Source organism: Paenibacillus sp. Marseille-Q9583, from assembly GCF_976954365.1.
This window is the reverse complement of the sequence record NZ_CDRJTB010000030.1, coordinates 1-12490: the sequence shown is the minus strand read 5'-3', so window position 1 is coordinate 12490 and position 12490 is coordinate 1. Positions and strand designations below refer to the sequence as shown.

Genomic DNA, 12490 nt, shown 5'->3' with positions numbered 1-12490 from the left:
AGGAAATATTCACTTATCCTGAAGCTTGGTCATCATCGCGGAGGCATCCTTCTTCTCCATGTGGACTCCAGACCCACTAGTACCCTCTGAGCCTCCCTTGAACTTAGCCCCGAAGTAACGCATCAGGTCGACCGTACGGATAAACTCAACAGGCTCAGCGATGATAGATTGAGTTTTTACAGTTGGCTTTGCCTCATCAGACAAAACTTCATCAAGTACAGGTAAGTGCAGTAGACGATTTAATTCAGCACTTACTTTCCGTCCTGCAAGTGAATATGCGTAGTTCAAATTTCCCGACATATTATTCGGAATCATAGAGGACGAATGTCTGAGTTTAAGATCTGGTAGATCACTTTCCTCTGACACTTCACCAGGTAGCTCTATTGTCGCGCCATCACTTCCAGCTTCTCCGCCGAATAAAGAGGCTAGCAAAGCATCGTCTCCAATTCTCCAATAAAGGGAGTCATACTCACCAACAGCATAGGAGCCAGAAACCTCTTTATGGCTGTTGTCCCAATTGTAAGCCGCACGCTCAGTAGCCCCTGAGGCCACTTGCAGGAGCATAGACTTCTGGTAGCTATACAAACAGAAGAACAGAAGAAGCATTGTAATACACATGACCATTGGTAGTAGAATTGAAGCTTCAATGGTAAAGCTGCCTCGATCGTCCTTAAACATTTTCACTCGAATACTTCCTGGCTCTTTTCTCCCGCAGTTTTAATCAAAGCCTCCACTACTTCCTGAATTTTGTCCTTAAACAAAAGAACGACCGCAATCAGCACTGCAATAATCAGAATCATTTCCAGTGTCCCCAGACCTTCCTCGTCCTTCCAAAAACTCTTCACGCTACCCAACATTGTCGTCATCATTAGTTTCACCCTCCTACATTTTTAACATCATGAATGCTGGCGTTCCCACCAGTACAATTACTATTAAAAAGATAACTACCATCGGAAAGACTAGTTTAGAGGAAGCTTGCTCCCCTCGCGTTCGGCTGATAGCTTTCCGTTTATCCCACAGCATCCGCGAGAGATCGCGTAGCGATAACACAAAATCCGCTCCACCTCTGCGATAATTCAGAAGAACCGTCGTCGTGAACAACGATACCTCCTGCACTGCACATCTCTTGCTAAAATTCTCGAATGCCTGCTGAAATGAATACCCTCCTTCCCATTCACTGGTCATGATCCTAAGTTCCTTATACAATGGGTGATTAACATCACCTCGGTGGCTCTCCACACAGCGGATAATCGCCCGTTGCGCAGTCTCACCTGCTCCTACCAGCAATACAATACTGTTCAGAAGTTCTGGTAGCTCGAGCATAATATTCTGCTCTCTCACCCTCACCTTTTTATGTAAATCACTCACCATAGCAGCTGGTAAAGCTACCGCCAAGAAAAAACCTAGAATCAGACCTGTCTGATCGCCGCTAAATCCTGTGATCAAACTTCCACCCACAAGCAGCAACCAACTGTAGCTAAGCATCTCACCCATGAACAACAGGGTTCTTTCTGCACTGTAACGCATCCCATAACTTCGCTGCAGGGAACGTTGAATCCTGAACATCAATGATGGAAAACGACTGACAATGCCGGTTTTCTCAATGAGCAGCAACAGCGGTTCACCCAGCTTCCGAAGTCGTAATCCTTCCATAGGAAGCTCTCTTAATCCGTCATATCTTTTTCCGCATTTAATTCGTAACAGAGCCCAGACAACAAGTAAAAATATAGTGACTACTGCACATAGCCATCGCATGATTTCTTCCCCTTCACAGCGGAATGTCCATTATTTTAGTAGTCCAGAGATAACATAAAAACAAAGCTACTAATGCAAGCGTCGATATGGCTATACCCACTCCTGTGTACATGGGCTGCATATAGTCTCCTGCAGTCAAACTCATAAAGATCACCATAATTAGTGGAGATATTAACAGCGCTTTCGCTTCGAATTTCTTCTGTGAAATGCTTACAGTAATATCTTGCTGAATATCCAGCTTCTCTCCAATAATCGTAGACGTACGGCGCACTACTTCTACCAGATCGCCGCCTGTACGTTTACATACAGTGAACACGTCAGCGAACCGCTCAATATCTTCCATTCCTGCTCTTTCACTGAAATCCCGAAGCGCTTCCTCCACTGGCTGACCGTATTCCATTCGTGTACAGATAATATTTAGCTCCGAGATCATATCGCCGCCCCCCTCCGGGTCCAGCATACGTAAGTCTTGGACCGCTTCCCGGAAAGCATTCTCGACCGATCGCCCTGCTGAGAGTGAGGAAGACAATGAAAATAACGTCTGTTTAAACTGTAAATTAAGCATACTCCGGCGTCTTTTCAGCAAATAATTACGCAGCATACGAGGTGCATACAGCCCACCTGGCATAAGTAGTAACGACAGTATCCAATGATGATAAAAAAGATATCCCACTCCAAACAGCAGCAAACCACCTACTGCAATAGCCAGAGTTTTCTGTACCAAGGTTAACTCGTATACCGTATAATCCGGCAATAATGAATGGCCTTTGGAATCAGCTTTCTTAGGTTTTTCAGCAGCAAACTTAATCTTAAGCACTACCTCTTCCCCCTTTTGGAATTCACAATCCAGCCTGTGATAACGGGTAGGAGGTTACACCAGCCATTCTAAGCTTTGCTGTATGCATAAGCGGGTTTGCGCAAGAAACCAGCCCTCCTTGTACCCGGCCCTCTCGTTCACCGGACTCTCGAAATTCATATAGAGGGTTCAAGACCACTTCTCCATCTTTCAGGCCTGCAACCTCACTAATCTCCATCACTCGCCTAGAACGATCACGGAGCCTGGATAAGTGTACGAATATATCAATCGCCGATGAGATTTGCTGACGAACAACCGTTACCGGCAGGTCCGCAGCACTTAACACCATCGTCTCCAGCCGACTGACCATATCTTGCGCGCTGTTGGAGTGACCCGTTGATAACGAACCATCGTGCCCAGTGTTCATCGCCTGTAGCATATCGAGGCATTCCGCTCCCCGTACCTCACCCACAACAATTCGATTGGGTCTCATCCGCAGCGAAGAACGAATCAAATCTCGAATGGAAATCTCCCCTCTACCTTCTGTATTCGCGTTCCTAGTCTCCAGGGAAACAAGATTTGGCACCGTTACAATCTGTAGCTCAGCAGAATCTTCTATTGTGATGACCCTCTCCTGTGAAGGGATAAACTGAGATAATGCATTTAGAAAGGTGGTCTTCCCCGAGCCCGTTCCCCCGCTTATAAAAATGTTGTATTTAGCAGCTACTAAGATTTGTAGTAGCTCTGCTGCTTCCTGACTTAAAGCTTCACGGCTCACCAATTCATTCATCGTCATCGGCTTCTCCGGGAATTTACGTATGGTCATCGCTGGTCCTTTCAGCGAGACTGGCGGAAGTACAATATTCACACGGGATCCATCCTTCAGCCGAGCATCAACGATAGGAGAGGAGTCATTTACTACCCTGTTAACACCGGATACTACCGTTTGGATAATGTCCTCCAGCCTGCTACTGGACTCAAATTCCAAAGGAAGACGACGAATCTGACCCTCCTCTTCTATAAAAATTTCAGTATGACTATTGATCATAATCTCCGTAATCGCTGGATTATCCACTAATGGCTGAAGCACATCCAATCCTCGGAAGGAGTCAAATAGTCTCTTAACTAACTCATGCTTCTCCTGTGCTGTTAAGTAACGGAGGCTTTCACTTTCTAGAATCGTTCGTTCGATAAACCCAGTAAGTTCACGGTTTCCTACTGCAGAAGTCACATCAAGCCCTGCACGAATCTCACTACGCAGCGCCCTGAACATCTCCTCATTCATGGATATTCTTCCCTGTAAAAACTAATGGGAGTGCTGGCTCTACAATCCGCTTGCACAACTGCAAGATCTCCTGCTGAAATTGTGGAGAGTTCAAAAAGAGCTCCTCACGGTGTTGCAGCGTCCATGATGGGATAAAGGGGCATACGCCTTCAATGATAATTCCTTCAGGAGGCACCCACTCTTCCAAACGATCCACTGCAAAATTCACTACAAATTTACTCTTGTCCATCACATGGGGGGACATGCCAGAGTTAGGAGCGATGCAATGCGACAGCCATCTCATAGTCTTATACATGCTTACATCATCATTTTTCAGGACCCAAAGTAGAATCCCACTTCGCTGCAGCACAGCTTTCGCACGCTCTTCCTCGATGCTGCCGGTGTCCACAATAACAACATCAAAGTTTCTCTCCGCAACCAGCCGCTCTAACAAATCCAGCGTATCTTGCAAAGTCATCTGCAGCATTTCCTTCACATTAATAACTGGTCTGAAAGCAGCAGTTCGGAGGTGATCATATCTAATGAAGTATTGTCCTAATTCAATCGTATCCGCTTCATCCTTATCTCGATTAGCCTTTATTTCATATAGCAGCCGCTCTAGTCCAGCCGTATGACCTGTAGGGATTCTGAGAAACAACCCACTGCTGTCTACACTCTCAAGGTTCAGATAAAACACCGAAAGGCCCATTTCACCAAGCTGCTTCGCCATATTCAATGCTATCGTTGTTTTGCCCATGTTGCCGCTAGCAGAGACAACCCCCAGCAACAGCGTTTCATCTAGCACAGAGGATCCTCTACCTCTTTGGACTTCACATAACTGGAGAAATGCTCCTAGGAGGGAAGGAAGTGCCTGATATTTGGCAATCATCACTCCCCCTCCCAGACTTTTAGCACTCTTACCGAGATAACCTCCATCCTCACTCAAAACTGCCCATGGAACCGTGCTTTTCCCCTCTACTAGCCAAGCCTCGATAAAAGAAGAGTCCCCCACAACAGCATCCGGGATGTCCTCTCCCCTCATAAATTCGATAAAAGCATCCATTCGGCTAAAAGCCGTAATACGCAGCATTTCTCCGTACTCGCTGTGATGAAGATAGTGCAGTAATGGTTCGATATATTGACTTTCACGCACTGCGAGCACAATCCTTGCCGCCATGAAACCACGCTCCTTTCGATAAGAAGAAATCCATTATTTCCTCAAAAAAAGACAGCAAAAAAAGCACCGACAATAACCGTGGATACGGTAATTGAACGGTGCTTCCGTTACTATTCCTTTAATTTACAGCTATAGTAGCATATATATAAGAAGGCAGCAATAAGTTTTTTCGCACACTAGCTGGATACTATACTCTCATCTTATCTTCGCGCCAGCTCTTAATGGCAGACCGAATATCGGCAGGGTTGAGCTTCTCCTTCACCGCCCGCTGACACAGTGCTGGAAACTCATCATCACCTGCATAGCGTAGCGCTATAATTTGGGCTATTTCAAGCTCTGGATTCAAAACTTCGCCTGTCAGACGGAAATAGCGAAACTGCTCTTCCACTCTCACGACGCGGTCCTGATTTTTTGTCGCATATATACGAATTCTTGTAATCGCAAATAGTAGGCATAAGGACATGCCGAATAAAAGCAAAGGCACCGTTAAAGCACTATCATCACGTATCTCTTGAACAGCATAAATCGCCGACCACATAAACAAAATTAGCGCAAGCGGCATCGTCACAAAATGAAAAGGCCAATCAAAACGCATAAATCCCTTGGGCTTCCCTTTATTCATAATTCATCTCCATATTTTATATGACTTGTAGAGCGCTTAAAGCTTCGTCTCGCCGGGAATAGCCACGATAAAGGGCTTGTTGTTCTCCCAGTTCAGCGACTTCCCTGATACTTTAGTCGTTCCATCCGCATTAACGATTCCGCAAATAATCTGACTTCCCCATACACTCGTATAATAATAGGCATAGGACGGGGCTAAAACAGGGGCTTTACCATATTCCTTCGCAATGGGGTGTCCGAATATCGCGGAAAAATCTTTTTTATCAGCCTCTTTCGAATTGTCCAAATCTGCCTCCCATACGACTGTTCTAATGTTGTCTTTAATCTCATAATACGATACAAAATGCCCATAGATTATGAAATATCCATCAGATCTGCCTTCAGGAAAATAATACGACATAGACAACGATTCATTATCACCCGTTAATTGGGACGGTTCTCTTTCTTCAACCGGGAATTGTAAAGCAGCAATGCGGGAAACTACCAAGTCCCTACTAGTATAATTCTGCACAAGCTTCGCATTTGCACGTTCCTGAACCCAGACAGTATTCGTAGTAGCATCTACCGTTACTCTAGCTCCAAGAGCTTCCGCAATAAATCTCAGCGGCACCGTAACTCTTCCATCCATGATGCTAGCAGGTACATCCAGTTGTACAGATTCGGAGTTCTTCCACGCCGTTCGAGAACCCACAGCAAGCTTAATCTTCTTGAAGTCTCTAACGATCGTTACTTGCTTTGTACGGGCTTCCCACTGAATAGAAGTATTCTTGAAGCTCTCAAAAGCCTTCAGCGGAACCATCGTCTGTCCAGAGACGATTTGCACGCCGTAATTCACGCTCGAATTATTCACCATTACCTTGAGCTTAGCATCTGCAGATACCGTTCCCATCGTACCTAAAGAAACTAGCATAACTATTAATAGATAAAGCCCAGCCTTTCGCAACATCCCTTCCCCCCTCGCTAAATATCCTTAATTATACCAAATTATGGTTACATTATAACATCTAGCCAAATCCCGGATTACAAAAATCTTTGTTTAATCTCCGGTGTTGGGAGTAGACACTGCTCATCGCGCCCGAACCAACGGTAACGATTCCTTGCAACATAGCGGTAAAGGATATTCCGTATTGGGCGCGGCACTATAATGAAGATATACGCAGCAGGCCAAGGCCATCTCAATCTACGTGCAATCCGCAGTACAGCAGCCGACTCTGTATAATACACACCGTTCTCGAGCAATACAACTGTGTTCAACTGCCCAGGTTGGAGTCCAGCCTCACTCATTAGCTTAGCGGCAATTTCACTTTGTAAAGGGGCGAATAGAAATTCAGCCTTGGGATCACGCGGGATGATGAAACGAATCAAACCTTGGCAAAGATGACACACCCCATCGATCAACACAATGGATTTATTTTGCATAATGTTCAGCTCCTCGTTCATAGCTCCCCCTCCCTATAAAGATAAGTGTATCGTATATTTTGGGTAAACAAAAACGCGGGATAGAAATCCCGCGCCAACATGTACTGTTCTTTAATTATTCAGCAATTGCCTTTTCAATCCATTGATCACCGATCATTTGTCCTTCGAAATCAGCAGTGAATGCCTCCATGCATTTACAGATGAAATCTTTGCGGCAAATTGGACATGGAGTTTTAAGCAGGCGGCTGATGTTCGTCATTTTCCATTCCGGAAACCGATTATAAAAAGCACGGCACTCCGTTCCATCAGCAAGCTTGATAATGAACTCGTACAATCCTTCCTTATCGTTGCTGCTGGCTTTGGTCACATTCGTAATATTCGGTCTGTAAGACATCTTCATCACCCATTATTTAAATTTTTGGTTGTAAATTGCACACGCAACATATTCTCAGATACTTAGACATATTAAAGAATTTTAAGAGTGATGTCAACCAAAGACGCCTAACACGGAGGCTATTTATTGCTCTTTTCTGATCAACGCCTTTATTCAGTCATTATTTCCATAAAATATATACAGATACATTTAATTTATGATCATTCATTTTGCTGTGATTTGATAAACCGAATGGGCGTTAATGGTTCATAGAATTTTCTTATTTGGCTCACCCTTATAAATAGTGTACAATTAAATTGTGATAAATTAAAATTGAGAATTACAAAGGAGGTGGCATCCATGAGTATTTATGATTTTGAGGTCAACACTCTTCGGGGTGCAGAAGAATCATTGTCCAAGTACAAAGGTAAAGTACTCCTTGTTGTGAATACAGCTAGCAAATGTGGGTTTACACCTCAGTATAAAGGGCTTCAGGAAGTGTACGAGAAATTTAAAGATCGTGGATTTGAGGTTCTTGGTTTTCCAAGCAATCAGTTTGCTGGCCAAGAGCCTGGCGAAAGTGATGAAATTGCAGAATACTGCGAGATTAACTATGGGGTAACCTTCCCAATGTTCGAGAAGATCGATGTAAAAGGTGATGAAGCACATCCATTATTCAAATACTTATCAAAGGAAGCACCTGGTGTTCTAGGCTCAAAAAGCGTGAAATGGAACTTCACCAAGTTCCTGGTGGATCAAGAAGGCCGTGTCCTTAAGCGTTTTGCTCCTAAAACTACTCCACAGCAGATCGAATCCTATATCTCCAAGCTTCTGAAATAATCCATTCAATAAGAATTTTTAAAAAAGGATACTGGCCACATCACTCAGCCCACCAGGTGATATGCGGTCAGTATCCTTTTGTCTTTAATCATAATATCGTGATAAATCCCCCTTCTAACCCCTTTGGAATAATTTATAATATTGATGAAGAAAATTACTGGGAGGGTCAAGCAATGGTTGAACTGCGTGATTTGCCAGAACTACAGGTTATCGGTTGGACAAATGTTAATGCCTCTGGAGAGCCTTATCCGAATCTTTGGGAATTTGTTTTTGGCGAGTTAGATATTGATGCTAAATTTGACTCCATCCCCTCAAAAGTTCAAGACAGCGGTTGTTATCTGGGTCTATTTCAGAATCGTACATCCGTACCCCGATTGTGGGAACAAGCTGCTTGGGATCATGAGTTCTTCCTTGCGGTCGAAGTGAAACAGCTCGGCTTCATTCCTGAAGGGCTTGTGCAGAAGACCTTTCCAGCATCAACCTATGCTATATTTACGGCAAACGGGGTGCCTCACTCGGCTTTTCAGGCCACTTGGAATCATATACATAATGAATGGCTACCGCATTCCGAATATAATTTCAATCCTGATGGTGTCTTCTTCATACAATATACGGAAAATTCCGGACCGGATGATGAGCGATTCGAAGCCCATTTATGCGTCCCTATTGTGAAAAAGTAGTGTTTTCCTAATGCTCGTGAAGCACAAAAAAAAGAAGCCTTGCATCGCAAGGCTTCTTTCGTCATTCTGTATGCGGTAGAGAGGACTCGAACCTCCACGGGTATACACCCACTACCCCCTCAAGGTAGTGGGCTAGATTTGATGCATTCCGATTAATTATGATATAGCCCTTTGCAGTAGGCTTTTTTTATTTAATTATCTGATCTAGTACGGTTAATTATAGTTGCAGTTGTTGAATTTGGTCAACAATTCGTCAACAAAAAAATTATAAAACCCATCACCTAAGGCAAGAATGATTGGAAGAAGGAAATAAATAATGGTGGTGGGATAAATGGCAAGCTTACAAAAACGTGGACCCAACTCTTACCTGCTTGTAGTTGAAGCTGGTTATAATGCAGATGGGAAACGAATCAAAAAAACAAAAACGATAAAATCACGCACAAAAAAAGAAGCCGAAGCAGAACTTGCACGATTCATTGTGTTTGTAGAAAGCGGTATGTACAGAACCCCTTCAAAAATGACTTTGGCTGAATTTACTGTAGAGTGGAAAACCAAATATGCACAGACTGAACTCTCTCCATTAACGTTGAAAACGTACAACCATCATTTAATAAATCACATTTTGCCGACACTTGGCCATCTCAAATTAGACGAAATTAAACCAATGCATATTTTAAGTTTATTGGAAGACCTTCGTAAGCCTGGTGCAAGAAAAGACAAATTGGATGGGACACTCTCAAGTGGAACTATCGAGTACATTTATCGAGTAATAAAGAATATATTCAGCCGTGCTACGGATTGGGGCATACTTACTCATAGTCCTATGGCATCCATCAAAAAGCCAAAGGTTACACAGCAAAAACTAAAGTTTTATGATGAGCAAGAAGCTGCAGATGTAATAATTTTGCTCTATAAAGAAGCACCTCTTATGTGGAGAATATTTTGCATTTGTGCTATTCTCGGGGGGTTCAGACGCGGGGAATTATTAGCTTTAGAATGGTCGGAAGTAGACTTTGAAAACCATACTATCACAATTAATAAAAGCATCTCACTGACAATAAAAGGGCAGGCAATTATTAAATTGCCGAAGACGGATGACTCCATAAGAACTGTTGATATGCCCGCTTGGTTTATGGAAGAGCTCGCAATTTTTAAGGAGTATTGTAACAAGGAACGTGTTGCGTTAGGAGATAAGTGGCTTGGAGGGGATAAAAATTACGTTTTTCATGCCGGATTTGGAAAAGCTATTTATCACACACAACCGAGTAAATGGTGGAAACAGTTTGTAGAAAAACATGAATTTAAATATATTCGTTTTCATGATTTAAGGCACAGTTGTGCAACAATCTTGTTGGAGAATGACGTTTCACTGAAAGTAATTCAAGAACGCTTAGGGCATTCGAAGCAACAGGTCACCGCTGATCTGTATGCTCATGTTTCAAAATCGTTGAGCCGTGAGACGGCGAATAAATTTAATAAATTGAATCCTAATATGAAATAAAAACCTCTCTGCTCTGAATTGCTTGTTATAACAATTACTGAAATGTCACGCTGAAAAGTAACAACACTGTTTCCGTCACGATTAGCAACAAGAAGGAATCGATAATCTGGGGTCAGACTAAAGTTGCGCGGATGGCCTCCGCGTGTCGACTCGTATCCCACGATCTCAAGGAAACCGTTAGCCGAATCTACGGAGTAGATCACTATACTTTCGTGTCCATGATTAGAACCATAAAGAAAACGTCCGGCTGATAAAATGTAAATATCAGCCGTAGCATTATGTCTCTTATAATCGTTTTGCAATATCGATACTGTCTGGACGACAGTGAGTCATCCAATATTCACATTATAAGAGTAAACTGTAATCTCACTGCTCAACTCGTTTCCTCCACCACCGTGTAGATCTGATTGTTCAGCTCGTCAACATCCAAAAATGTTGAGTTTCGCAGACCTGGCTACGGTGACTGGTTTTTGTGGTCCTGTCTCAATATCATACGTAGGCACAAGCCAGGGCTAATCCCGTCTGGAATATGATCCGATAATTGTATATGTTTGTTTTGTCTTCATTGAATAGATGTTCTTTTGGATAAACATTTTTAATCTCATGACTTAAGAGATTTTGAATCTGAATTCCTTTTTTGTCCTTTCTATCGCATAACTAGTATAGGTTTCTATCAAATCCAGTTGGTCTAACGTAAAATTGCTAGTTTAGTTTCTAATATTTTTAGGCAGTTCTAGAAAGTTGATATATAGATTACTTACTAAATTGAGGAGCAAATATGACTTCAAGGGGGAGTTAGAAGTGCCAGAATCTACTAAAAGAAAAGGGTTCGAGAGACCTTATATCAGAGCTGTATTAGAGGAACTCAAAGCATTCGGGTACAATAATGAAGATGCTAAGATAATAACTTTGCGATACTATCGAGTGATGAAACGCACGCTTGGATTCTACTTAAATGTAGATGACTTTGCAAAGGAATTGTATAGATTAGAAATAGCTTCAAGAGTTAAATATGATAAGAACAATCCTGATCATATACTTCTTGAACCTATAAGAGAAAGGATAAGACAAACTAAAGCTTCAAAACTCCAGAAGAAACATCCCGAAAGTCATTAAACGTTTCAATTACAATAATTCATAGCTTAACTAAACGAATCGAAAGTTCAGATATGGACCTGGAACGATGAAAATCGATACATGTGACTTAACTAAGATACTCTATTGAACATCGCTTTATCTAATCTACTCTACACCTTCTTACTATAAATACAGAGAGTAAATTTCAAGTACGCTATTCAAGCCATCTAGCAATTCTTTAACTTCTGGACTTCTCTCTGAAACAGCAACATGATCTGAATAAGTACATTTTGTTGGAGTTATAGAAATGAGAGGAGTTATGAAATAGTTAACTGGCAGATCAAATGTTTTATTGATCTTTTGGATTTGCTTATTATATTGCTCGAAGTTCAAACCTTCACCTTTGATGATCAGATCAATGGTAGGTCGGGTGATGTCTGAAAGTTTCGACAAAGATAATTTAGAATACCCCTTTTGTCGAAGAAATGTTACCAAGTTTTTAGTAATCGTTTCACGGTGATCGAAAAAATTCAAGCTCATGTTTTGCACCTCTTTTACACTTATATTTTCTAAGATCTTGTTAGTGAAAGAAATTCCATTCCTAAGTTTTTTAGAATCTAAATTGTTACTCAGTCGAATAGGACTTGAATAATCAGGTTATTTATTCTAAACATCTTCATCAACTAGCCAGTTCAGATCAATATGAATTTCTATCTTAACTTATTAAGAGATTCCGCTAATACTTTAGTTTTCCCCTGCTCGAACTCGCTTAATCTTCTTTGTGAAATTCCTATGGTCTCCGCAAAATTAATTTAACTTAATTCATGATATTGTCGAATGGCCTTACATGTTGTCCTATGCTCCTCATCACCATGCCCCCATTAGAAAAAATGGACCGTCCTAAAATTGCAGGACGACCCATTATATTTTATAAGTATTCCCACACTTTTATATCATCAGATGTCAGAAAAAAAATAAGTTCTAGAC

15 protein-coding genes and 1 pseudogene are annotated in these 12490 nt (G+C 42.1%); 4 read left to right on the top strand and 12 right to left on the bottom strand.

Annotation, left to right across the window (positions count from 1 at the left end):
• Positions 1–9: 9 nt before the first annotated feature.
• From ACWNM1_RS15190 to ACWNM1_RS15145, 10 genes are all read right to left on the bottom strand, one after another.
• Positions 10–678, bottom strand: a complete 669-nt coding sequence (locus tag ACWNM1_RS15190; protein ID WP_449601639.1) for a TadE family protein — start codon at positions 676–678, stop codon at positions 10–12.
• A gap of 2 nt (positions 679–680) precedes the next feature.
• Entirely contained in the window at positions 681–869 is a 189-nt protein-coding gene (locus tag ACWNM1_RS15185) for a Flp1 family type IVb pilin (protein WP_149645191.1), read from the bottom strand.
• Between the two features lie 13 nt (positions 870–882).
• Positions 883–1758, bottom strand: coding sequence for a type II secretion system F family protein (locus tag ACWNM1_RS15180; protein WP_449601638.1), 876 nt, complete (start codon positions 1756–1758; stop codon positions 883–885).
• 10 nt (positions 1759–1768) lie between these two features.
• On the bottom strand, positions 1769–2572 hold the full coding sequence (locus ACWNM1_RS15175; RefSeq protein WP_449601572.1) for a type II secretion system F family protein: 804 nt from the start codon (positions 2570–2572) through the stop codon (positions 1769–1771).
• Between the two features lie 22 nt (positions 2573–2594).
• A complete protein-coding gene (locus ACWNM1_RS15170; protein WP_449601571.1) occupies positions 2595–3836 on the bottom strand; it encodes a CpaF family protein in 1242 nt (413 codons plus the stop codon).
• Entirely contained in the window at positions 3829–4992 is a 1164-nt protein-coding gene (locus tag ACWNM1_RS15165; RefSeq protein WP_449601570.1) for a hypothetical protein, read from the bottom strand. The genes ACWNM1_RS15170 and ACWNM1_RS15165 overlap by 8 nt, the downstream gene beginning before the upstream one ends.
• A gap of 187 nt (positions 4993–5179) precedes the next feature.
• A complete protein-coding gene (locus ACWNM1_RS15160; protein ID WP_449601569.1) occupies positions 5180–5614 on the bottom strand; it encodes a DUF6526 family protein in 435 nt (144 codons plus the stop codon).
• A gap of 36 nt (positions 5615–5650) precedes the next feature.
• Complete coding sequence (locus ACWNM1_RS15155) at positions 5651–6559, bottom strand: copper amine oxidase N-terminal domain-containing protein (protein WP_449601568.1); 909 nt, start codon at positions 6557–6559, stop codon at positions 5651–5653.
• A gap of 74 nt (positions 6560–6633) precedes the next feature.
• Positions 6634–7053, bottom strand: a complete 420-nt coding sequence (locus ACWNM1_RS15150) for a thiol-disulfide oxidoreductase DCC family protein (protein WP_449601567.1) — start codon at positions 7051–7053, stop codon at positions 6634–6636.
• 94 nt (positions 7054–7147) lie between these two features.
• Positions 7148–7426 (bottom strand): hypothetical protein, encoded by a 279-nt coding sequence (locus tag ACWNM1_RS15145; RefSeq protein ID WP_042124803.1) that lies wholly within the window; start codon positions 7424–7426, stop codon positions 7148–7150.
• A gap of 339 nt (positions 7427–7765) precedes the next feature.
• Between ACWNM1_RS15145 and ACWNM1_RS15140 the strand changes: the two genes are divergently transcribed.
• The 3 genes from ACWNM1_RS15140 to ACWNM1_RS15130 all read left to right on the top strand — a co-directional run bounded on the left by ACWNM1_RS15140 (position 7766) and on the right by ACWNM1_RS15130 (position 10426).
• Entirely contained in the window at positions 7766–8245 is a 480-nt protein-coding gene (locus ACWNM1_RS15140; RefSeq protein ID WP_042124801.1) for a glutathione peroxidase, read from the top strand.
• Between the two features lie 173 nt (positions 8246–8418).
• Positions 8419–8925 carry a GyrI-like domain-containing protein gene (locus ACWNM1_RS15135; RefSeq protein WP_449601566.1) on the top strand — a complete coding sequence of 169 codons (507 nt, stop codon included), beginning with the start codon at positions 8419–8421 and terminating at the stop codon, positions 8923–8925.
• A 331-nt stretch (positions 8926–9256) separates the two neighbouring features.
• Positions 9257–10426: a tyrosine-type recombinase/integrase gene (locus ACWNM1_RS15130; protein WP_449601564.1), complete on the top strand. Its 1170-nt coding sequence runs from the start codon at positions 9257–9259 to the stop codon at positions 10424–10426.
• On the opposite strand, the pseudogene ACWNM1_RS15125 reads toward ACWNM1_RS15130, so the two are convergent.
• Positions 10357–10743, bottom strand: a pseudogene (locus tag ACWNM1_RS15125) (lactonase family protein); the annotation flags it as partial. The gene ACWNM1_RS15130 and the pseudogene ACWNM1_RS15125 sit on opposite strands and share 70 nt — an antisense overlap.
• A 484-nt stretch (positions 10744–11227) precedes the next feature.
• On the opposite strand from ACWNM1_RS15125, the gene ACWNM1_RS15120 reads away from it, so the two are divergent.
• A complete protein-coding gene (locus ACWNM1_RS15120) occupies positions 11228–11542 on the top strand; it encodes a hypothetical protein (RefSeq protein ID WP_449601563.1) in 315 nt (104 codons plus the stop codon).
• 144 nt (positions 11543–11686) lie between these two features.
• On the opposite strand, the gene ACWNM1_RS15115 is transcribed toward ACWNM1_RS15120, so the two are convergent.
• Positions 11687–12043: a hypothetical protein gene (locus ACWNM1_RS15115; protein WP_449601561.1), complete on the bottom strand. Its 357-nt coding sequence runs from the start codon at positions 12041–12043 to the stop codon at positions 11687–11689.
• Positions 12044–12490: the final 447 nt, after the last annotated feature.